Raw genomic sequence first — 23501 nt, 5'->3', positions numbered from 1 at the left:
GCTTCCTGCCAAAGTTCAACGGGAACGCTTTTACCATATGAGATTTATCATATCCTCCGTCACGCTGGACGACAAATCATGCTGCTATAAGCGTTCCGAGAGCTTCCAGAGTGGGATTCCAGGAATTTCACCCGATATGCTTTTTTGCCATTACATATGCTAAGGATTTTAATTATTGAAGATCTAAGTATTATAAGAACAATTCAAGGTGACACCAGAATTGTGTGTTGAAAGGTTGGAGAAGGTAAAGCAAAAACTAAACTTCTATTCATTATTAATTTAATTTATCCTAAATCAATAACAGCAGATAATCAGAATGGAATGGACTGAAAATTTATAATGAAAGTATTTAATGTACTGAGAGATGAGTTTTTTAGGCTTGCTTATAATCAATTAACTATGGTTTCATTTCTATTGCTATATTTCTGCTTACCATTAATTCCGGGATACGTAGTGCTATTCGTTACATTATTTTTTTTGACTGTTTACTTCTATAAAGTTGCTACCAATTCTACTTTGACTATTGTACCCCGAATTTTCTTTCAAATAGTTATGATTGTACTATTTTCGACTATTATATTTCTATTACATGGTAAACTGCGTGTATTAATTTTTGGGGAAAACTTGACTCTGAACATAGTATTCTTAATTATTTGCTTGCTACCATTTCTTTATTTCGCGATAGTAAATTTAATAGATCTTATTAATCAAATAATTATTGAGTTTGACAATATTAAAGGAAAGAGTTTTAAAAATTTTTTTGCGTCAACAGTTGTGATAATTGGAGCAACCATTTTCATAACTGATTTAGTTTTTTGTTTTATATACTCGTTTGCAATATTGTTAGGAGAAATATTTGGTTATTTAAAAGGTATTCCACATTTCACAGAGATTAGAGATTCTTTTAACACAACAACTCCTGTAGCTTTCTACAATACCTTTTATTTTACTTTTTCAATTCACTTTGCTATTCCTTTCTCAGGTGATTCAAATTTCATTAGGCTTCAAGAGATGATAAACAAGAGTTTTTTGTTAAGTTCGATTCAAATTATTCACATTTTGTTTTCAAAAGCAATAGATCTTCTAATTCTTGGTCTAGTAGCAAATCGATTTGTTGAATTCTTTAATCAAACTAAAAGTAACACATTATAGTCCTTTATGGGCTTTTTTATGAAATGAACATGAACAAATGTTCGTTATTGAGGTGATATAATATGTACAAACTTGCATTTTATTAAGCTCAAACAATCAGGCCGAGCGAGGTTCAATCGAAAACCAGTTGGAGTTTGCACGGAAAAACAGGCATATCGGAGACCGCTGCAAGGAAAGTGCCCATCCAAAAACATTCCCCAAGACTTGGGCGAGGACTTGGTGTGGAATATATTTTCCTTAATAATATTCATTATCCTGGAGAAGCTCTTAAAGACAGCGGTCCATACATTACCATCTACGAGGTGCATACCAAGCGACCACCTGCATCCGTTACCATCAAGTACTCTTTTTCCAAGGATGTTATTCACACGACACGCGTGAAGATATCAACCTATAAACCGCGATTCATCGGGAAAATGATACCGCGGTTGACGCGTTAGATATTCACGCTAGAAAAAACATGATTCTTGCGATTAATATATGGAATATCTGGATACTTTCCAGGCTATTTTCCATTACCATCTATGCCTCTCCCGGATGTGCATAAACTCGTACGCGATTTAATTTTTGATAAAAAACAAGAGGTTGCCGCTATTGCCAAGCAACCTCCTCAATGCACGCAGGGAAATCATTTTTCGGGCTTCCAACAATCGCAGATACTGGATACGCTCGCATCTGTCCGGGGTCAAATGGAACGAGCAGCGACTGCAGCAAGTCGGGATCGTATTTCTCCCGATCAAGCCATAGGTCTTCATCTTCCTGCCGTAAAATGACCGGCATCCGGTCGTGGATGTCAGCGACGACCTCATTGGGCCGGGTGGTAATGATCGTGCAGGTGTGAAGTTTCTGGCCGTCAGGCGCTGTCCACGTGTCAAACAGACCAGCAAAGGCAAACGGTTCTCCGCTCCGCATGGTAATGCGCATCGGCTGTTTTCTCCCGTCCATCTGCTTCCACTCGAAAAAGCCGTCCGCAGGGATCATACAGCGCTTGCGCTCAAACAGCCTCCGAAAAGCCGGCTTCTCCTGCAGCGTTTCGGCGCGCGCATTGATCATCTTGTAGCCGATTTTATCGTCCTGTGCCCAAGATGGAACCAGCCCCCAACGCAATTGGCCAATTCTGCGTCGCCCACCGTCGGCAAGAATGGCCGGGATCTGCTGACCGGGGGCGATGTTGTACCTCGGCTTCAGATCAAACGGGATCTCCTGCAGGTGGAATCGACTCATCAGTTTTTCCGGGTCTGTGACTAGCGTAAACCGTCCACACATGGGCAGCTCCCTCCTTTTACCATGATGCCTCAACAAGCAAAAAAATAATCCCCCACCGTATTGGGGGAATTGAAGGAGGTACGTCTTGACGATATGACTGGTTCAATTTTTTATTATGTTGTGTGAGTCCGTCTTATGACCAAATCATGTGAACGGGACTCCGAAGCAACCCATTTCTGCACCACTTCTTGCGTTCTACCGTAGTCTGTAGCCGAGGCTAGGTAAACAAAGGCGTTGTCTTCCCCCGTTGTTCACAGAGGGTAGAACGCTTGCTTGTGGACGGGCGACTCGCCGCAATTAATGAATCACATCAATTTTTTTCGTATACTAGTAAGAAGGACAACTTGGCTGATACAGGTTAAAGATTCATGCCAGTGTAATAGTCCATACCGCCCCGTTAGCTAGGATTATCTTCAATCTGGAATACTTTCCAATACGAGTGAGTTACTATGAATTAAAATGGAGGGCTGTCTATGACAGTGGAATCGCAGAAAGATATCGATGGTCTGAAGGAAATCGGCAAAATTGTTAGGTTGACAATCAATGAAATGAAGCGTCACGCACGTGTCGGAATGACGACCAAGGAACTGGATGATATTGGAGGACAGATTTTAAAAAAATACGGGGCCGTGCCTGCACCCAAAACCGTATATAACTTTCCCGGCAACACGTGTATCAGCATTAACCATGAAATCGCTCATGGAATCCCGGGAAATCGAAAAATTCAACCGGGTGATTTGATTAACATCGATGTTTCCGCTGAACTGGGAGGATATTTTGCGGATGCGGGTCACTCTTTTGTCATGCCTCCCTACAACCCTGCTTTAACCCGTCTCTGTGATTACACATACAAAACGATGATGAAGGTCATCTCTTCACTCAAGCATGGAGTAAAAATGAATGAAATCGGCAGGATTATTCAAACCGAAGCGAAAAAAGGCGGCTATCAGGTCATTCAAAACTTGTGCAGTCACGGTGTTGGGAGGTCTCTGCACGAATCTCCAAATGAAATTCTCCCTTATTATGACAGGCACGATAAACGTGTGTTGAAAGAAGGAATGGTCATTACGATTGAGCCCTTTTTATCAACAGGGGCGGATTATGTGGTTGAGCAGCCGGATGGGTGGACTTTATGTTTACCGGATCGCAGCTTTGCGGCACAACAAGAGCACACCATCATTATTACAAAGGATCAGCCGATCATCGTGACTGTAGCTTAGATTATCTAAAGGGCGCTTGAATTTACTTGTTGCTGCACGAACACTGGGGCCACGTACCGCAGTTACAGGCGCCCGTAAAGGCTAAATACTCCAAAGCCCGAAGAGCTATTCTTCGGGCTTTTAATACTCGTTCCGTTCCTTTACGATTTACAAAAAATCCTCGTGCTCTTGCACTATTTCACGGCCATGCAAGGCGTCCTGCCTCATTTCTCTTCTTTATCCTGATCGGGGTAGTAAATTTTGTTTCGTCCGCAAACATTAAATTTCATTAAACCTTCTTTATAATTAGCTCTGAAAGGACCAGGGTAGACAACAAAAAACATCCCCCTTTCTCCATTACGCCAGGGGGATGTCTGCAAAACGAGCAGCAAGGTTTTTAACCGCGGTCTGTGCCCTTACCTTTCATATCTATTACTTTTCAAATGTTTTAATAAAGCGAAGGATTTCTTCTTTTGACGGCAAGGCTGAAATTGCCCCTTGTCCTGTTGTGGTGAGTGCACCGCTTGCATTGGCAAAGGTGAGGATTTCGTGATGGTGCTCATGCAATATATCGAGCAAGTTTTCCTCATTTCCTCCCTTTTCCAGGAGTTTATATAAAAACCCGCCGATAAAGGCATCTCCTGCGCCAGTCGTATCCTGCACCGCCACGTTGAAACCAGTGGATTCATATGTGGCATGCTTGGTGTAAAGGGCGGCTCCCTTTGCTCCTTTTGTGCAAATTACGGCTTTGACCTCACCTGTGAATAATTGTTCAATCGCCTGTTGTTCATTCGTGATTCCGGTGATAAACGTCAATTCTTCATCGGATATTTTGATCAGATGCGCTCTTGGAATAAATGCTGCAATCGTTTGTCTGCATTCCTCTGCGCTGTTCCACAATGGAAGTCGAACGTTTGGATCGAAGCTGATCAGCCCTCCTTTTTCTTTCACCAGATGAATCGCTTTTTCATGGGCTTTTTTCATCGGGCTTTCGACGAGATCGACGGAGCAAAAATGTAAAATATCGCCTTTCGCAAACCAGCTTGCTTCAATTTCGTCTTCTGAAAGCAATAGATCTGCAGAAGGATTGCGATAGAAGGAAAAGTCCCGCTCCCCATCTTCGCGCAAGGAAACAAACGCCAATCCTGCATGCGCTTCTGTTGTTCGTTTGATTTTATCGGTCTTTACCCTGACTTTTTGTAACTCTTCAATCAAAAAGTCACTGAAGGCATCCATTCCCAGCTTTGTAATCATTGCCGATTCTGCCCCGTATTTCGCTACAGCTGCCGCCACGTTTGCCGGTGCTCCCCCTGGCTCACGTTTGAAAGAGTGAACGTCCTTTAATGCTTTTCCTTTTTGCAGCGGAATAAAGTCAATGAGCACTTCACCAATGGAAAACAAGCGGCCCATCGTCTGCACCTCCGTTTTTTTGCATCGCGGTTAGATGATAGATCGTCGTATCCAATGAAACGTTTCCGTTTCGAGCAAAGAAGCAAATCTTTGTGCTTTCCGGACTGGGAAAAATCCGGCTTGTGAACACTTCCATGCCGTCATTGATAAAAATTTCGACGGAAGACGTATCAACAAAGAGGTGAAGCTTTACCGCATTTCCTTCCACGCGGCATGTGCTTGTTGTTCCGTATTTTTTCGCCGGAACTTCCCCGGAATAGGTGCGGTCTAACGTCACCTTTTGCTTGTGTCTGTTATAGGAGATGACCGTTTTTTCCTTATGAGATGACCGGAATTCAATCCCCACTTCCTCTGCTTCCATGTTCGTAAATTCACAAATCAGTTCATAGCAGGTCCCGTTGAATCCGTCATACCTTTTTTGCTCATTGTGAAGCGTATCTTTCACATGGACCGCATCTTGCCGCAATGCTTCCAGTTCTTTTACAGGTCGTTGAAGCAGCTTTCCGTTTTGGATGGTCAATTCTCGCGGCAGTGTGAGACAATGAGCCCATCCATCCTGATCTGTTGGATATGGAATGTCGGGAAGACCCATCCACCCGACTAATAAGCGCCGTCCCTTATGGTCGATGGTCGTCTGCGGGGCGTAAAAGTCAAAGCCGCGGTCCAACTTCACAAACTCACCGTGTTCAAAGATTTTTGTCTTGAGATCAAGTCTGTTTCCTGCGATATAACCGGATTGATGCACATATTGAAATTGCTCTCCCGCTGGCACTACTCCTTGCGGGCAGAAGATCAGCACACCGTTTCCATCCAGTTCAAAATAGTCGGGGCATTCCCACATGAATCCAAAATGCTGTAACCGGGTGTGAATCTCACCTTCAAACGTCCAATGCATTAAATCAGGTGATGAATAAAGCACAGCGCAACCCGTTTCGTTTTCCCGCTGTGCGCCGATTACAGCATAAAATGTGTCATGCACTTTCCACACTTTCGGATCGCGAAAATGATCGGTATAGCCTTTTGGCACTTCGTGAATCACCGGCGCTTGTAATTTTTTAATCTGCCCGTTTTCATCCATGAAGGCTAAACACTGATAAGGATGGCGCACCCAATTCTCATCCCTCGTATTCCCTGTATACATGAAATAAAGTGTCTGGTTATGAACAATGGCGCTGCCAGAGTAAACCCCGTGAGAATCAAAATAATCGTCCGGTTGTAACGCGATACCGACATTTTGCCAGTGGACAAGATCGCTTGATTTGGTGTAATACCAATATTTTAATCCATGAACCGGACCGAGCGGAAACCATTGATAAAACAAGTGATATTCTCCGTTAAAGTAAGAAAAGCCATTTGGATCGTTCAAAAGACCTGTGACTGGTTGGATATGATATTTCTGTCGCCACCTGCTGTTGTTCACCTTTTCTTGCAGGGCTGTTAATTCTTCTATCGTTGCTTCTTCGATTCGTCGATAGCGTTGTTCTCTCGTCCATTCCATTGATAGACCCAAACTCCTTCATCTCGTCCATACAGGGTCTGACCGTTTATCGATCAGACCTCATTTATTTTTATTGAGCTGCTTTTTTTGCTGCGCGTTTGGCCAAAATGATCGTCATGACAGAGGTAACGACAAACGAAATGACCATGCCGATGACATATGGAACGATGGAATCCGGGCGAATGGAAATAATCCCTGGCAAACCGGCAGCGCCAAGCGCAACCGCTTTGACCTTAAAGATGGTAATAAAGGCCGTTGATACAGACGCCCCGATGATCGCGGCAATAAACGGATAACGAAGCTTCAGGTTGACACCGAACATCGCAGGCTCCGTAATGCCTAAAACGGCCGAAATGCCGGCAGCGGAGGCAATCCCTTTCACTTTCTTGTCTTTCGTCATCAGGAAAACCGCCAACGTTGCAGCGCCTTGGGCAACGTTTGACATCGCGGCAACAGGAAAAATAAATGTTCCGCCTGTTTTCACGAAATCGGCCAGCAGCTGGGTTTCAACAGCAATAAAGCTATGATGCATCCCGGTAATCACGATCGGGGCATACCCCAACCCGAACAGCGCACCGCCGATAACGCCCGCTGTGTCATACAACCAAACCAGTCCGTCCGTTAGTACGTTGCCCGCAAGACGAGTCAACGGTCCTACGGCTGTAAAGGTTAAGATGCCTGTAATAAAAATCGTGAATAGGGGTGTCAGCAAGTTCGCAAGCGCAGAAGGGATATATTTGCGTAAAAATTGTTCGGTTTTTGCCAGAATAAAAGAAGCTGCTAATACAGGCAGTACCGTCCCTTGATACCCCACTTTTTCAATTTCCATGCCGAAAATGTTCCAGGCAGGAATGCTGCCGCTCGTCAAGGCGCTGCCGTAGTCATACCCGTTTAATAAGTCCGGGTGAACCATCAGCATGCCAAGCGCAGCTCCCAGGTACGGATTGCCGCCAAAACGCTGGGTGGCGGAAAAACCGATTAAAATTGGCAAAAACACAAATGCCGCATTGGCAAATGTATTAATAAGTGCGGCCAAGTCACTGATTTCCGGATACGCTTCAATGAGCGACTTGCCCTCGAAGATCAAGTCTTTCGCGATCAAAATATTATTGATCCCCATCAGCAGCCCGCCGGCAACAATAGCCGGAATGATGGGAACGAAAATATCAGAAAGCAGTTTCACGAAACGCTGGAGCGGGTTTAAACGTTTGGCTCCGGCGTCTTTTACATCTGTTGTCGACATTTCCTGAAGTCCGGTTAATCGGGCTAATTCATGGTACACATTGTTTACCAGACCTGCACCAAGAATAATTTGGAATTGTCCGCCAGTTGAGAACGTTCCTTTTACCGCGTCCATTTTGTCAAGCGCTTCTTGGTTTACTTTGCTTTCATCATGCAAAACGAGCCGTAAACGTGTGGCGCAGTGAGCCAAGGCAGAAAGATTCTCTTTTCCGCCAATCGCTTCCAACAGTTCTTTGGCAATCTGATCGTATTTCATCGCATCTCCCTCACCCATCGATGGAACCGGTTCCAAATTCGTTGTAATAAGAACCGGTCCTAATCCTTGTGATTTGGAACCGGTTCCAACCCAATTATACGTGACGAGGAATGATACTGTCAACGCTTTCTCGTTCAATGATTTCAAATTTTGATAATGTTCGTTTGGGGACTTCCTCTTCATTGATCAGCTTCACAATGTGCTGTGCAGCCATCTTACCAGCTTCTTTAAAAAACAATTTAACAGTTGTTAAACCAGGATGGATAATTTCGGTCACATCATATCCGCCAAAACCTGTAATCGAGACGTCTTGCGGAATGCGCAATCCCTTTAATTGGGCGGCTCTTAACGCTCCCAGTGCAATGTTATCTGTCGCGCATACGATGCAAGTGGGGCGAAATTGTTCCAGTAGTTCTGCTGCTGCTTGCTGTGCAACAAACATGTTAAAACCTGTTTCAAAATAATGGACCTCACACCCTTCCGCTTCCGCTATCGCCCGTTTAAATCCTTCCTTTCGTTTTACGCCCACTGCGACATCCTGTTCGCTAACACCCAAGTAGGCAATTTTGCGATGGCCTTTCTCTACTACATATTTTCCAATGGCATAGCCTGCTTCCACATCATTGTGAATCAGGCTGTGTACGTCGGGATGTTCTTGCCCAACAAGAAGAATCGGGATGTTCACCTTTTCAAACGCAGCCAAATGTGCCGGAGTGATTTGCGTTGCCAGCAAAATAATTCCCGCCACTTTCTGGCCAGCCAAGCTGTAAATCATTTCGATTTCCCGTTCAATTTGCTGGTTCGTATTAGAGATTAACAATTGAAAATGCAATTCTTTTAATTGTTCATCAATCCCGATGATTGTATGCGATGCCGCATAGGAATCCAGTCGCGGAACGATCGTGCCAATAAAGGCTGTTTTCTTCGCCTTTAAACTTTGGGCAAAAGGATTCGGTGTATATCCTGTTTCTTTAATAGCGCGTTCAATTTTTCGTTTGGTAGCTTCACTTACAGAACCGCCATTTAAGTAGCGAGATACGGTGCTTTTGGCCACTCCTGAAAGTTTGGCTACATCTGCAATGGTTTTATTCATTTTCTGGCCCACCTCAAACACGAGTCATCTTTTTTATTATAATATGAGGCCTATTTTTCATGCATAGGGTACGAGAGGCTGTTTGGATCATGTGAGGAACTGACAGGAACGAAAAAAGAATAGGAGCGACAAGCTCACAGCTTTCGCCCTTTACCAGCAGTGTTTGACATGGCCAGTTTTGCCGAGCTTACACCCGCATCAAGCCGTCCGTTGCTTTTTTACCTCACCTCGCTTCACGTTTCTGCTTTTTGAAAAACGTCTGGAGGGTGGGACATGAGCTGCCGGATTGGAAAAAGACAGTATTACGTTTGCAAAACGGACCAGCGTTTGACATGCTGTTCTTTGGCCATTTGCAAATAAAGACGTTGATCGTGGGTAATCACCTGTGTCGGCAAATGCTGAAACGTGGGAGCGAATGGGTCTTCTACCACGCTTCTGATGCCGGTCAACGCCTCGATCACCCGAAGCGTGCAAAACGGAACGTAGGCCGCGCTGTACCCGCCTTCGTGACAGGCAACCAGCCTGCCCTGACAGCATTGATCCGCCAGCGCAAGCATTTCCTGTGCCATCTGATAAAACCCTTCCGCGGTCACCATCATTCTGCCCAACGGGTCAAACAGGCTGGCATCCTGCCCTGCAGAGACGAAGATCAGCTCGGGGCCAAACTGGCGGATCACAGGCGCGACGATGGTGCGGATCGCCTCCAGATAGCCTGCGTCAGAAGTACCGGCCGGCAGTGGAATATTGATCGTGTATCCTTCCCCCGCCCCGGCTCCAGTATCAGACAAGCTGCCTCTGCCGGGAGGGTAGTTGTTTTCCTGATGCAGCGACACAAACAAGACCCCAGGGTCATCGTAAAAAATGCTTTCCGTTCCGTTTCCGTGATGGACATCCCAATCGACGATTGCGATCCGTTTCAAACCATACGCTCGCTGCGCGTATCTGGCTGCGACGGCGACTTTGTTGAACAGGCAGAATCCCATGCCCTTGTCCCGCTCCGCATGATGGCCGGGCGGTCGGTGCAGCACATAGGCGTTGTCCACCTCGCCGCGCATTACCGCATCGACAGCACGCAGACCTCCCCCCGCCGACAGACAGGCGATTTCAAACGATCCGTACCCGACAACCGCCAGTTCACCTGCATCGCCCGTCGTCTGGCTCAATGCTTCCACCCGCTTGATATACGCCGGATCATGCACAGCTGCGATCTCTTCTGCTGTTGCCGCCCTGGGCGGAATCGACACCAGTTCACGGATAAAACCGGAACGCTCCAACAGGTTTTTCACACGCCGTTTGGTCGCCGGATTCTCTGAATGCACATCCGTTTCAATCCAGCCGCCAGCGGGCAAAAACAATGCGCCATTCCCGGTATTGTGCCAAAAATAACTCTCATCGCAAACGAAAGCGGTTCTTCGCTTCATCAGACATTCTCCTTTCTGTAAAAAGAAGGGCTTCGCCCGTCGCGTCTATCCATCCTGGACGGGAGAAGCCTGATTCTCAAGCTTGCGCCTCCGCCCATATCGGGCGGTATACCAGACAATCATGGCGACGGGTACGAGGCTGAGAACCGTGAACACGCCAACGACCACTTGCGAAAACCCGCTTGCCCACACGATGGGCGCAACCGGGGCACCGGACGCTTTCAGGCCTGCCAGCCATTCATTGGCGGGAACTCCGCCTGTGTGCAGCGATGTATCGACCATCCTGCGAAAGAGGCTGGCCGAAAGCGAGCTCCCGATGACAGCGCCGACCAATCGCAGCATGTTCAATATGGCCGAGCCCAACCCCAGATGATCGTAGGTAAATTTCTTCATCCAGGCCGACGTAATGGAAATGATGGCGATCCCAAGCCCAAGTCCGGCCAGGAACGATGCTCCGATGTACACGTACAGGGGCACTTCGCGAATCATGTACAGGCACAGGCTCGCCAGCAGACAGAAAAATCCTGTGCTGACGACAATCTCCAGCGGCATTTTTCTCTCCAGCCGCCCGACGATTCCCACGGATACGATGATGGAAGCGCACAGAGGTGTGACGGTGTAGGCGATTTGCAGGCTGTCGTAGTCGAGAAAATTGCCCAGCATAAAAGGCAGTACGTACAGCAGGCTGTTCAGAACAAACCCGGCAAAGAAGTTGCCGAAAAGCAACAGGTACGTTTCACTTTCCTTCCACAGATTCGGCATAGGGACGGCCTGCGTCTCCTGGTCCTCCTCAGGTACAGCAGACGATTTGAGCGAGGCAATCATGGCCATCAACGCGAGCAGCACCAGCGTACCATTTGCCAAAAAGGTGAACCTCCAGGTCGCAAAATGACCGATCAACCCAGCACTGATGGGGCCGCAAGCCGCTGCAAGCGCACACGTGGCGCTCCAGGCGCCGATCGCTTGCCCATAGCGCTGTTTCCCAAACCGCTTCAGCAAGATCACCAGACTGACGGGCACGAGAATGGAAGAACCGATACCCTGAATGAAGCGGCAGGTCAACAGGAAAGGAAAGGAATTGCTGAAATACCCGAGGAAAGAACCTGCTGCATACAGTGCCAACCCGCTGAGGAACACCCGGATGTGTCCAAAACGGTCCGCCACTCTGCCCATGAATACCATGAGCAGAGCGAACGGCAGAATGTACAGATTCATGATCCAGATCGCTGTGGACAGACTGGTTGCGAATTGTTCCTGGATCTGCGGCAGCAGGACGTACAGCAGCGTTCCATCCTGCATCACAGTGAACAGGCTGACGATGACTGACAGGATAAACAGTTTTTTCATCGCGCGTCACACCGAAGCGGTTAGTTCGCTCACGGAGCGTTCCTTGTACAGCATTTGCTGCAAATGTGCAGAAGCAAGGGCGAGAGCAACGATGCGCGTCGGCTCCTCCTGCTCCATGCTCTGTGTCAGCACTGTTCGCACCATCCGGCGTATCCGTTTTGCCGACTCGGTCCACATGTCCTGCGGCAGGGCTTCCCCGGTAATGATCAAGCCAAACGACAATGCCGAACCCGCGTTGACCATAAAATCGGGGAGCACGATCACGCCTTTTTCCCGGAGGATTTCATCGGCTTCATTCGTAGTCGGCATGTTGGCCGCCTCGACAATGATTTTTGCCCGGATCGAGTGTGCATTCCCCTTATGGATCACCTGCGAGACAGAAGCGGGGATCAGCAAATCGACCGGCAGCTGCAGCAGCTCTTCGTTGGTCAGCTGCTTTACCGCCTGAGCGATCTTCTCGCGATCGATGCAGCCGTTTGGCTTGCGGATGGACAGCAGCTGATGGATGTCCAGGCCCTCTTCCCGATAGATTGCTCCCTCGGCATCGCCGACTGCTGTAATTGTGACGCCGCGATCGTGCAGCAGCTTGGCGATTTCACTGCCCACCGTGCCGAATCCATGCACGGCAGCAGTCGCCTGCTCCAGCGGAAGCTGAATCAGTTCGGCCGTCTCCAGCAGGCTCTCCATCAGGCCAAAGCCTGCTGTCGTCTCCATGTTTTGATCAGACAACAAGTCATGTGCCCGGACACCCTGACCAATCTCGTACTTTACGCCCCGCTCCTGCAGCCGGTTCAGCACTCGCTCCAGCGGGTCAAGCTGTATGTGGGCGTACATCGCTCTTACATCTTTCGCGTAAATCCCCATGTCCTCTCCCAACAACAGGCAGCTTTTCAACAGCGGTTCAGCCATTCGGGCAAAGGCCTGGATTTTTTTCTCCTTGTCAGGCGCTGACGGATCTCCGACAATTCCGGCCTTGGCTCCTCCCAGCGGCAGGTTCATCAGACCGTGCTTGTAAGTCATGACTTCCGCCAAATCCCGCACTTCTTCCAGCGTGACCGTCGGAGACATGCGCAAGCCTCCTGTGGCAATCCCTCCGATCAAGCGATCGATAACGATAAACGCCGTCGTGTCCGTTTCCGGGTCATGCATGGTAATTTCATAGTACGTATTCATCCATTACTCCTCCCGTTTTTTGAGTACTTCAAACGTAAAGGCAAAGGCCAGGTCTTCGTGATTCAGCCGCTCGATCATATCCACATCACGCTCATAGAGGGGCAAAAGCTCAGGGTTTACCATACGTTTCGCCAAAAAATTCCGATAACAAATGATTCCGTTTTTCCTTAGTTTTTTCGTGATTTCCGTGAGGATCTGTTGGAACGTTTCATTGGGAACCCAGCCGGATATGTCCGAAAGCGACACCTTGTCGATAAACGGCTCCTTTGCCCGGGCCAGATACCGGTCGATCAGATCCGTCACAATCTCCACTTTGTCCAGGTTTCGCTTGATCATCTCGTAGTGCTGCTTTTGCAAGTAGACGGGCATTGCCTCTTCGTTCATGTACTTTCCGCAGTACAAAAAGGTAAGAAAGTGGTTTTCCCGCACCAGATGATTTTCGAACGTATGGGTCAGCCTCTGCAAAATATAGTTGCCGATGCTTTGCTGCTGGCCGACCTCGTTGTCATAGCTGGGGTCCCCGAGTGTCCACTTGAAGACGGTGCGGCGGCACAGGTTCTCGATGGACCAGCGCCATAGCAGCGTGTTGAAATGCTCACGAAAATAGGCCCTCTGTTCTTCCAGGGAAGTGAGCGAAAGCATGTGCAGGAACTGTTTTCTCTTGGGTCGAAACAGCAGCGACCCGATATATTTTTTATAAAATTGCTCGTGTTTCCCCAGGAAAATCAAGCCTTCCTCGATTTTGTCGCGATAGCGGCTCCAGTACGCCTGGGCCTGGGGCGTCAAATTGGATTCAAACTCCCGGTATACGTCCATCCTGGAAAAGGTGGACGGTTTCACGCCGAGGAATTGCAGATACTCGTCATGCTGCAGCAGGCGCATGGCTTCGATTTTCAGTTCCAGCAGATAGTTTTGCGTAGGGTTGGCATCTACAGAAATCAGTCGTTTGGGTTCGTCGACGAGCAATGCGAGACTGCGGCAGCCGCTCCCCGTAATCACCAGCACAGTGTCGCTGGGACGGATGCGCAGCGCTTTTAATTCGGAGTACGAATCTTCATCACTGGTCGTGTACAAAATCCAGTCTTTTTTGTAAATGCTGTCTTGCTCGGAATAAATGATTCGTTTCGAGGCTGGCTTTTCTTTGATCGCTGTTGCCATCCACGGGACACCCCATTTACGAAAAAGTGTGGTTTGCGCAAGCTCGCCTGTGAAGCCAACCAGCCTCCTGATTTCCCGAAGGTTCCGTGTTCCGAGGCACAGGAGACTGGGGCAACCGTTGGCTTTGCGTTAGTTCAAATACTCAAGTCCGATTTTCTTCAAGCGCTCCCGATGACCGTTGATAATATCGCTCAGCACCATGTTCACCTGATCCACTACCGGCGTGTCGATCATGCGCATTCCTGGCGCAATCTCGGCATCTCCCACCAAGTCCTTGTGCTCCATGCAAGCTTCCTGATACAGCCCGACGAACTGATTGAGAAAGCTTTCAAACGCTTTTTGCATCCGCACCGAACATTCGGTAGCCAGGCGCGACAGCCGTTCTTTTTCTTCCGGACGCTGCTGGATCGCATCCGCCAGTTTTTTCTCGGCAAATCCCACATGGCGCGTCTCATCCTTGAACGCTCCGATAATAATCTCGGTCAATCCGGGATCAAACGGCTTCCAGAACCGGGCTTCGTAGCCGTACAGCGGGAACGCCATGCCTTCCAGGATGATATTGAGGGTGACCAATCCGCCCAGCAAATCTTTGTTGTCCACCTGCTGGAGCATGATCTGTTGGAAGGCGCGGTATTCCGGACTGGCCACTTCCTCGACCAACTGGCCGATCGCCTCATCGGACAGCCCCATCTCGCGCATCCGTTCCACGAACACCTCGTAATGACGTGCTTCGTCAAACGTCTGCGTCGCCAGAAAAACGCGGCTCCAATCGTCGTCGGCGATGCTGGTCAGACCGGAAGCGGTGGTCACGGCAATCTTTTCGGCGGAAGCGAAAATTGCCAAATCGTACAAGCATACCTGGCGCAGCTTGCCTTCCTCCTGCAGAATCTCGGGCACGTCGTACTGCGGAGAGCGGCCGTAAATCATGCCCTTCAGATAGCCGTGGGGTACGATCTCCAGCCATTTTTCAGCGGTAAAGTTGCGGACAGAGACTCTTTTCTTGCTGGAAGTTGTCGTCATGTTCTTTTCCTCCTTTTATATCTAGAAAATTATGAAACAACTTGTTTGTTGGCCGCCGCTTTGACCCGCGCGATGTACTCGTCATCGATTTCCTTCTCGAAGCTGTGCAGGCTGGCCAGTGTGAAACCGTGTTTTTCGGCGAGCCCCTGGATGTAGTACATGTCGTCCATCGTGATGCGTCCACCGATGCCCATATTGCGGTTGCTATTTTCCAAGGTTAAGAGAATCGTTTCCGAAAGGCAGGCCAAATTGACCCCCGGCTTGTAACCCAGGTTTTGACCAAATGCGAGATTTTCCGGAAATTTGACCAAACCGCCTTCGATCACCAATACATCCGGCCGTTTTTCCTGCACGATTTTGCCTACGTTGGCAGGACGGGAGACATCGCAGATGACTGCCCCAGATTTGATCAAATCCGGCTGCAGGAGTTCTCCGATGCTGCTGGTAGCGACCAGGATGACATCAAGCTCAGGCAGGAAGTAATCGATATCGACGCCGTAATCGATCGGAGGCTTGTGTCCGGCTTGTCGGAACAACAGCTCGATGTCGTCAATGATGTTTTCACTCATCTGCTCTTCGAGATTGTCTGTCTCCGCCGATTCGGCCGTCTGGAACAGTTCATACAGCCGTTCGCGTGTCTGATACAGACCGTCGCTGAATACGAGCTCGTTTTCCAGCAGCGATAACAGCTGCTTTCGGATCCCCGATCGTTCCTTGTGGTAAAAGATGGCATGCAGGTAGATTTCATTGGCCAACTCTCGCAAACGCTCCATATTTACTCTTTCATTACTTTTTCTACCGATTAATACGATATTTTCCATCTTTTGAGACAAAAGAATGGCACACAGCCGTCCGATCGATCCATTTGCGCCGATCACGGCTCCTCTGCACGTTTCGAGAGAGATGTCCATCTTGGCTGCGCCTGTCAGCAGCGCGTTGACGGATGTAATGACGGTAAACGTGTTGCCCGTCGTTACGATCTCATGATCCAGTATCATATCGCGCACATCGATTCCGCCGCGTGTGACGATGGAGGTGTACGCACCAATCCGAACACGGTGGCTCCCATTTCGCGCCCTTTGCGGATCGCAGCGCGAATGGCGGAAACGACTTCCTTTCTGGGACGCTCCAACACTTTTGGTCCCCCGAAGGGAATGGCGATGATGCTGCCGGCAGCGACATCTCCGTGTTTCGAGGAGATTTTGGAAAGTGTGCAAACTACTCCCGGCTCTCCGTAGTCAGCCTGCCATTCCAGTATCTCGGACAGCTCTGTATCATTGAATTGTTCAAATGACGGTGTGTTTATGACCAAGTCTCTCGTTTGCGGGTAGTGGGCAATAAAAGCGAAGCTGCGATGAGGTACTCGAGTGGTCGAAGAAACAATAATTTCTCTTCTTTTTGAACGATAGTCAGTAATTGTTTCGGGGATGGTATTGTCGTGAATGGTATAACGGTACAAATGATAGAAATCGCGATAGTAGAGAATCTCGCACGTACGGTCGATGGCGTGCAGCAGTTTGTCGATCTCTTCCCTGGAAATCGTGAGCGGCGGTTCAATCCGCACAGCCATCTCCTGGTTGAGATACGGCATGATCCTCAGTTTGTAGACATTGAGCAAAAAGCCGCTGATCAGGTATCCGAGACCGCCTTGCGAACAGAGAATCGCAAATTCATACGAATCTCCTGCATCGATCTCTTCAAACTCGATGGCTTGCAAATAGGCTTCACCGCGTACTTCCTTGATGACACCGGGCCACTTTTGCTGAATCTGCAGCAAGCGTTCGCGCATGTACGCGCCGTTTTGCTTCACCTGTTGGAACAGATGCTGGTTTTGCTCCAAATACTTGAGATAAGCCAGGCTGATTGAGCAGGTAAAATTGTTGTTGGCAAACGTGGCGCTGTGGTTTTTCCCGAAATCGTCCTCCTCCCAGAGAGCAGACGTGCTCATACATACACCGATCGGGACAATTCCTCCGCCCAATGCTTTGGACAGCAGCAGGATATCCGGCTCCAGGCCCTGCTCCACACACACGGCCCAATTGCCCATCCGGCCCAGACCTGTCTGAATTTCATCGAGGATAAACAGGACACCGTACCGGCGGCACAGCTCCTGCGCCTTGTGCAGATACGTGGGCAACGGTACGTTGACCCCGCCTTCTCCCTGCACAGGTTCGACCAGGAAACCGGCGATTTGATCTCCCTGCTCCTGCAACACCTTTTCCAAAGCAGCCTCGTCGTTGTAGGGGATCTTGATGTAGTCAGAGGTATCGATGAAAAACGGCTTTTGATAGACTTCCTGCCCGGTCGCCGCCAACGCTCCCGCTGTTTTACCGTGAAAGCTTTTCCATGTGCTGACGATCTTGCGTTTTCGGGTAGCGGCTCTGGCGAGCTTGATCGCGGCTTCCACTGCTTCCGCCCCGCTTTGGCCAAACGTGCAGACCGAGAGATTTTTTGGCATTTTGTCTAACAGGAACTGGGCCAGCTCTACCGCCTTAATCGGTGTGGATGGCTGACACAGGCTCGGAAGCATGTTCGCCCTGATTTGATCTAGGGCCGCCCAGATCGCCTCGTGGTTGTACCCCAAGGGGATGGCGCCGTACTGGGCGATGAAATCGGTATACCGCGTTCCGTCTGCTTCGTACAGATAGTACCCTTCACCCCTGACAAATTTCTTATCCATCTTGAAAATGGTGAGCAAATCCGCGATAACGGGATTCAGACGCTTCATCGACTTCTCCTCCAAAGATTAATCTAAAATGAATTACTTGTTCTCTTTTCGCATGAACAGCGGGATCAGCAGATAGAGTCCATAGGCAAATGACATCCAGATCGTAAAGGCGAGCAGCTGTTCACTGGACAATCCCGAAAAAAACACGTCGCGGTTCCACAACACGAAGGCATCGATGATCAAGCCGACTGCACTGCCGATCAGCCCCAGCTTCACCACCGCATACGGACTGGGATCCAGCTTGCGAAAGATCACAAAGACGATGTACAAGACCACTGCTGTCGCGATCTCCAACAACAGGAACCTCATGAAAAAGTCTTGTTGATACGGGTCGACCAACACCATGCTGCCGAAAAACACGAAGAACAACGTCGCCCCCAGCCAGACCAGGATCGAGAACAGCAAGGTCAGGCCCAGTTTTTCTGAGAACATACCCTCATCTCCTTTTCTAAAGTTTGAGGAAATATATTGGAAAAAAGTCTTTGGAGGTAAGTGTGGAAGAACACACGATGAAGCCAGCCTCCAAGACTTGATGTGGCTGCTCAATCCGATTTGTTTTCCAACAGCTTCTGAAAGAATACGCCCAATTCGGCAAACACTTTATCCCGGTCAAATTCGGGAGAGACCAGGCATTGAACCGCCAGGCCGTCAATCAACGCATTGATGAGGACCGCCCAGGTCTCGGTGGAAACCCCCATCAGCCGTTTTTCCCGGCCAGTCTGAACAGCAGTCCCCTCCACGCTGGAATCGGCGTGGTTGTCTGCGATCAGCTCCAGGATCTTTTCCGAAAGCACCTTGTTTTCAAACGCGAGCAGCTGGCCCAATTCCTGCCTGATTTCTTCGTTGTTGAAACTAAACACAACCAGCGACAAAAACAGCCGGTGGAAAAAAGAGTCCGGTCGGCACCGTTCCTTGGCGGCATTCAAAGCCTCCGGGACGGCGAATTCGACGGATTGCGTATGAGACATCTCCTCCCAGGAACGAAGGCACACATCTTTTACCACGTCCAACATCAGTTGGTTTTTGGTGTGAAAATGGTAATAGACGGTCCCCTGCGATACATTTGCCTTGTCAGCCACCATTTTCAGCGTGAGCTTTTCCAAGCCGTTTTCCACGATGCACGCCTTGGCTGCTTCAATCAGTTCCTGTTTGGAAACGACGTTCGGTTTTGCCATTCATCTCAGTCCCTTGCGTGTATTCCAGTGTGTTTCCTTACTCCACCCCGAATGATTATGTATGGAAGACATATTATCGAGTTAGTCATTCAACCAACTAATTACACTATATACCATTTCCTGCAAAAAAAGAAGATGATTTTCCATCATGTTGTCATTAATTTTTTGTAAATCGTCCCAAAAGGTTTTACAGGCATCACGTTGCCCGTACAGGAGGTTGGTCTGGACCAACATCCTGCACCAGCGCCGCTGCCTGACGATAAGTCAATCTGCCTGCTTCTGTTCGAAATAAAAATGCAGAAAATCAAAGGTACGCTCCAGCGCCTGTACAAATTCATCCCGGTTTTGAAACAAGAAATGAATCGTTCTGATATCGACCGGCAGGATGTCTCTGTGTTCCACTAAAAAATCTTGTAAGGACCTTTTCCCTGTCTCCTCGACCAGATACGTAACGATACTGGCTTTCTGAGGAAAATGTGTAAATTCAATCTGCATCCGATTGCCTTGGTAGATCGCCTTGCCGCCAAACAGAATACGATCATCCATATGTATGCGTTGAAACGCGTATTCCGCCATGAATCGATCAGCCATCTCTGCATAGAGGGCGTTGGCATCAAAGATCTCGATCCTGTTCGTTTTCAGCCACGCATCACCTGTTTGCTGAAACACCCGCACGATTTCCTCAAGGTGCTGGCGCAGCTCAGCTTCATTCGCATACTCAAAGCTTTTTAATCCCTTCTTAGCGATGTAGAACAGGTTTGCCCCTTTGCTGCGAGGCGTAAAGAGTCTGGGCTCGATGGTATTCTTCTTATGCATATCGATGATCAAGCCGTAATCAAAGCCGTTTTCACGTTTGACAAAGTACAGCCAGTCACTCCTTTCTGGCCGTTCTTCGTAGGCATATCCCATGTGACGCAGCGATTCATTCAGCATCTCTACAATAATTTTGTCTGCCAAGAATCGCTTTGTGGCGGCCGGTTTGCTGAAGCTAGCCCCTATTTCGTCAAGCTGGCGTTTGGACATCGTGGACACGTACTCATACGATATCCAGGAAATCTTTTCAAATCCCATCGCCTGCTTGAAATGCTCAACGCTGTGCAGCAGATCTTCCGTCTGAGGAGTCCGGGCGCAAAGGACGCGTTCCAGGCGTCCCAGCGCTGCTTCATCGACAGCCAGTTTCTTCAAAAGAGGAACATTCGCTTCTTCAATGCTGCTGTGATCGTATGTTTCGTAGTTGACCTCCAGCGTTCCCTTTCGCTCGCCATTTTCATACAGTTCATAGTGCCATCCGTAATCCTCTGCATGGACGAAGGAAAACGTATGGGTCTTCAGCTCGGTCGATAATTGTCGCGCCTGTTCCGATCCGGCTTCCGCTCCATCCTGCGTGACCACCGCATGCCATGTTTCGTTGGCGGGAAACAGGCACGATGGTGTTTTCCATTTCCGGACCGCGCTGCTTATCTTCCTTTTGCTTGCTTCCTTCACAAGCATGGCAAACGTGAATTCGCTCAAATGAATTCCCTCCAAAAAATTTCCCGGCAAAAGGTACCCTTGGCACAACAAAAGAAGACGCCAGAACATACCCATAGCAGGTGTGAATCTGACGCCTTCCGTATCCGGGTATCAGGCTTTGGGATAATCAACTGCGAAACATTTCGGGATTTTTGACTCTAATGGATATGACCTCTCCGCAGTTCAAACAAAACGTATACACTTTGGGAGAGCCAAACGACATTTTTTTGTCAATGGGCTTTATCGGCATGAAATCATCGCCTTCCGCGAACTCCGAACCATTGCAATTCGGGCATTTTCTTTGCTCAGTCAAGACACATCAACTCCAATAAGAATTACAGGAGACGTGAACTACTCACTTTCCCAATCATCCGCCTTGGCAATCTTTCCCTGACAAAATAGTACCACGATTTCGCCATACTCTGCCAGTGGGGCCAACTTGTCTTTTCTTTGTTTCGGATTCACCAGGACTATGGCTGGCTTTTTTCCCGTTGGGACCGGAATCGGCTCTTGCTAGCTGCTAATCTTCTAATCTCCCTATCAGATGTGCTCGTGTTATAATTTCCCTGGTAAAGTTATTCAGCTATGGCAAAGGGCTGCTTACTTATGAGGTGTTTCATATGAGTGAGGAACTGAAAAACTTCTTGCACGATCTTAATCGGATCATCCAGGACAGATACAATGATTCTATGGAAAGAGTGCCAGGTGAGAGCAGCGAAGATCGGGCCTTTCGGTTGGGCCAGAACTTTGCATATTACAGCGATCTTGATCTCATTGAGTCTCAATTAAAGTCTTGGGGATACGATATTGCTGACCTGGGCCAAATCACACCACAGTTAGGGAATAAAATTGTACGATAGCAGGACAGTTTTCTTTACTCCCGAAAATTTCGTGTAGCGTTACAAATGACTTATCGACATTAACGCAAATACTTATGTCTTATGTCGGTTTCCCCTAAATCTCTTTACACATTTTGTTAATGAAACAGAAACTCAATCCACGTAAGTACGTAAATACCAGTAAGTCTATAAACCTTGGAGGATTGACCTTGATGGAAAATGAATTTTTTGTCGGGTGGGGAACTCTGTCACTCATCAATGCTGGACTGGCTCAAGCAAAAAACCGCAGTGGTCTGAACTGGTTCTTCCTTTCATTATTTCTTGGGCCAATTGCGACACTCATTATTGTTGTTTCAGATAAGCTGCCTGACAATCAACATTGATCAAAACAAGCGTTGAAGTAAATGGTCGTGGTACTATCTGAGACAAAATTCTTGATATGGAGGTCTCCTAATGTCAAACCCAATCCAGGGCACTGTCATAAAACGTCATGTGACCAGTTATCCCACCCCCATTGTTTGTAACGCAGGAGATATACTTCAAATCATCAAAGAAGATGAACAATGGACCGGATGGGTCTGGTGCAGGAATGAAAGCGGACTGGAAGGATGGGTGCCCAAACGTTATTTGCAGGTAAATGGGAACCTTGGAACCGTACAACACGAATACAACTCGTATGAACTTACTGTGCACATTGGGGAAGACGTAACGATCACGTGTGAAGAGAGCGGATGGTTTCTCTGTATCAATGCAGATAACCAGGTTGGTTGGGTGCCTTGTGAATGTATTCAGATCAATGCCGGCACGCACTGAGCATGGTGGTATTCGCGGTAGTGCTCTGGCCGGATGGATTGCTGGATGCATTGCTAGCAACCACTGCGGGATCATGGTTCGTTGTGATATCGACACTGCCCCCCATTGAAAGCTCTATTCCCGTGCTTGCCCCCGCTTCACCGTTGAAAAAAATTGCCCCGTTTTCCGGGGCAACCAGACTGAAGACAAACTGTACTTTTTCATTGAGGTTCCGCAAGGAAACGATCTTTCCATAGTTGTCAGGCCGAAAGGCCTGCACATTGATCAACCGAAGGTGGAGATAAAGTACGGGCATGGAGTGATGGGCCAAGCGAGCTCCTTTGACGACCTGCTCAGCGGAAAAACGAAAGACGCGGGGAAAACAGGGGGCACAAGTCTCACTTCATCGAAATACCCAGATGTTTGCCCCCTGCCCGCGTCGCGTTTTGAAGCGGACGCGATCCGCTTCTTTGCTGGTCGTCAAGAGAGCGAGCGGGCCCTATCACCCATGCGCCATGGACTTTGTCTACACACTGATTGCCCCGTTTTCCGGGGCAACGTGTACTACTCTTCAGGTAATTTCAATACCTCAGTTTCAAATTGCTGGTAAGCACTCTGGATGCCAATGATCACATCCTTTATTTTGAAGTACCCTTGAGAATAGGCAACCGTATCCCTGATTTCTTCCCACATATAGTGGTATTGTTTCATGTCCTTGGTCTCACAGATTACAAAATCCGTATATCTGCCGCCTAATGCATCCGCATCAAAGAATTTTACTTTCACATGGTCTTGATACTTACCAATAATGTGGTACAGATCTTTTGCCAATTCTCTTCTTTTTTCACGCGGCAAGGCCAACCAGGATGGATAAAATTCAAGCAGTACAACAATTCCGTAGTTGAAGTCGCTCATATAATCCCCCAGAGAAAATTTGTCATTTGATAAGAGTTCGACCAGGCGTGTATATTTGCCTGCGCATGTATACAAAAAATGTTTGTGATGGTGAGTGTGTGCCTATCGCCTAGTCGCGATACATTAAATAAGCTAGGTGTTATATTCGTATGCGTAAATTATTGGAGTTGTCCATTATTGTCAAGATCAAAAGAAAGTTCCTCAAAAAAATCAAGCGAAAATTCCCCAGTAAGAGAAAGAGAATACTCAAATGCCTCTTAGGTGGTAATATAGACAAGACTACCCACTTGTGTTGTTCCCATCCC

The 23501-nt window shown here is 48.2% G+C and carries 20 protein-coding genes; 4 read left to right on the top strand and 16 right to left on the bottom strand.

Annotation, left to right across the window (positions count from 1 at the left end; genetic code table 11):
• Window positions 1-1743: 1743 nt before the first annotated feature.
• On the bottom strand, window positions 1744-2418 hold the full coding sequence (locus ETC00_RS03295; protein WP_171564537.1) for an SOS response-associated peptidase: 675 nt from the start codon (window positions 2416-2418) through the stop codon (window positions 1744-1746).
• 473 nt (window positions 2419-2891) lie between these two features.
• On the opposite strand from ETC00_RS03295, the gene map reads away from it, so the two are divergent.
• Window positions 2892-3638, top strand: a complete 747-nt coding sequence (map, locus tag ETC00_RS03290; protein ID WP_171564536.1) for a type I methionyl aminopeptidase — start codon at window positions 2892-2894, stop codon at window positions 3636-3638.
• 411 nt (window positions 3639-4049) lie between these two features.
• Here map and ETC00_RS03285 read toward each other — a convergent pair whose 3' ends face one another.
• The 14 genes from ETC00_RS03285 to ETC00_RS03220 form a co-directional block, all read right to left on the bottom strand.
• On the bottom strand, window positions 4050-5027 hold the full coding sequence (locus ETC00_RS03285) for a carbohydrate kinase family protein (RefSeq protein ID WP_171564535.1): 978 nt from the start codon (window positions 5025-5027) through the stop codon (window positions 4050-4052).
• Window positions 5002-6525 (bottom strand): glycoside hydrolase family 32 protein, encoded by a 1524-nt coding sequence (locus ETC00_RS03280; RefSeq protein WP_171564534.1) that lies wholly within the window; start codon window positions 6523-6525, stop codon window positions 5002-5004. Before ETC00_RS03280 ends, ETC00_RS03285 begins: the two co-directional genes overlap by 26 nt.
• Window positions 6526-6595: 70 nt before the next feature.
• Window positions 6596-8023, bottom strand: a complete 1428-nt coding sequence (locus tag ETC00_RS03275) for a sucrose-specific PTS transporter subunit IIBC (RefSeq protein WP_171564533.1) — start codon at window positions 8021-8023, stop codon at window positions 6596-6598.
• 94 nt (window positions 8024-8117) lie between these two features.
• Entirely contained in the window at window positions 8118-9116 is a 999-nt protein-coding gene (locus ETC00_RS03270; RefSeq protein ID WP_171564532.1) for a LacI family DNA-binding transcriptional regulator, read from the bottom strand.
• Window positions 9117-9418: 302 nt separating this feature from the next.
• Window positions 9419-10537: a class II histone deacetylase gene (locus tag ETC00_RS03265; protein WP_171564531.1), complete on the bottom strand. Its 1119-nt coding sequence runs from the start codon at window positions 10535-10537 to the stop codon at window positions 9419-9421.
• A gap of 45 nt (window positions 10538-10582) precedes the next feature.
• On the bottom strand, window positions 10583-11884 hold the full coding sequence (locus ETC00_RS03260; RefSeq protein WP_171564530.1) for an MFS transporter: 1302 nt from the start codon (window positions 11882-11884) through the stop codon (window positions 10583-10585).
• 6 nt (window positions 11885-11890) lie between these two features.
• Window positions 11891-13057: a Glu/Leu/Phe/Val family dehydrogenase gene (locus ETC00_RS03255; RefSeq protein ID WP_171564529.1), complete on the bottom strand. Its 1167-nt coding sequence runs from the start codon at window positions 13055-13057 to the stop codon at window positions 11891-11893.
• A gap of 3 nt (window positions 13058-13060) precedes the next feature.
• On the bottom strand, window positions 13061-14215 hold the full coding sequence (locus ETC00_RS03250) for a DUF3419 family protein (protein ID WP_171564528.1): 1155 nt from the start codon (window positions 14213-14215) through the stop codon (window positions 13061-13063).
• A 129-nt stretch (window positions 14216-14344) separates the two neighbouring features.
• Window positions 14345-15235 carry a ferritin family protein gene (locus tag ETC00_RS03245; RefSeq protein WP_171564527.1) on the bottom strand — a complete coding sequence of 297 codons (891 nt, stop codon included), beginning with the start codon at window positions 15233-15235 and terminating at the stop codon, window positions 14345-14347.
• Between the two features lie 29 nt (window positions 15236-15264).
• Entirely contained in the window at window positions 15265-16242 is a 978-nt protein-coding gene (locus ETC00_RS03240; protein WP_171564526.1) for a hypothetical protein, read from the bottom strand.
• On the bottom strand, window positions 16230-17963 hold the full coding sequence (locus ETC00_RS03235; RefSeq protein WP_171564525.1) for a class-III pyridoxal-phosphate-dependent aminotransferase: 1734 nt from the start codon (window positions 17961-17963) through the stop codon (window positions 16230-16232). Before ETC00_RS03235 ends, ETC00_RS03240 begins: the two co-directional genes overlap by 13 nt.
• A gap of 33 nt (window positions 17964-17996) precedes the next feature.
• A complete protein-coding gene (locus ETC00_RS03230) occupies window positions 17997-18395 on the bottom strand; it encodes a hypothetical protein (RefSeq protein ID WP_171564524.1) in 399 nt (132 codons plus the stop codon).
• Window positions 18396-18505: 110 nt separating this feature from the next.
• The gene (locus tag ETC00_RS03225) at window positions 18506-19138 is read right to left on the bottom strand and encodes a TetR/AcrR family transcriptional regulator (protein WP_171564523.1); all 633 of its coding nucleotides are present in this window, start codon (window positions 19136-19138) and stop codon (window positions 18506-18508) included.
• A gap of 264 nt (window positions 19139-19402) precedes the next feature.
• Window positions 19403-20650 (bottom strand): hypothetical protein, encoded by a 1248-nt coding sequence (locus tag ETC00_RS03220; RefSeq protein WP_171564522.1) that lies wholly within the window; start codon window positions 20648-20650, stop codon window positions 19403-19405.
• Window positions 20651-21270: 620 nt separating this feature from the next.
• Between ETC00_RS03220 and ETC00_RS03215 the strand changes: the two genes are divergently transcribed.
• From ETC00_RS03215 to ETC00_RS03205, 3 genes are all read left to right on the top strand, one after another.
• Window positions 21271-21510 (top strand): hypothetical protein, encoded by a 240-nt coding sequence (locus tag ETC00_RS03215; RefSeq protein ID WP_171564521.1) that lies wholly within the window; start codon window positions 21271-21273, stop codon window positions 21508-21510.
• A gap of 191 nt (window positions 21511-21701) precedes the next feature.
• Complete coding sequence (locus ETC00_RS03210) at window positions 21702-21872, top strand: hypothetical protein (protein WP_171564520.1); 171 nt, start codon at window positions 21702-21704, stop codon at window positions 21870-21872.
• A gap of 70 nt (window positions 21873-21942) precedes the next feature.
• On the top strand, window positions 21943-22302 hold the full coding sequence (locus ETC00_RS03205; RefSeq protein WP_171564519.1) for an SH3 domain-containing protein: 360 nt from the start codon (window positions 21943-21945) through the stop codon (window positions 22300-22302).
• Window positions 22303-22845: 543 nt separating this feature from the next.
• On the opposite strand, the gene ETC00_RS03200 is transcribed toward ETC00_RS03205, so the two are convergent.
• Window positions 22846-23196, bottom strand: coding sequence for a darcynin family protein (locus ETC00_RS03200; RefSeq protein WP_171564518.1), 351 nt, complete (start codon window positions 23194-23196; stop codon window positions 22846-22848).
• Window positions 23197-23501 lie beyond the last annotated feature (305 nt).

It is taken from the genome of Brevibacillus sp. MCWH, from assembly GCF_013096935.1.
Lineage (GTDB): Bacteria > Bacillota > Bacilli > Brevibacillales > Brevibacillaceae > Brevibacillus > Brevibacillus aydinogluensis.
This window is presented reverse-complemented; position numbering and strand designations above follow the sequence as displayed.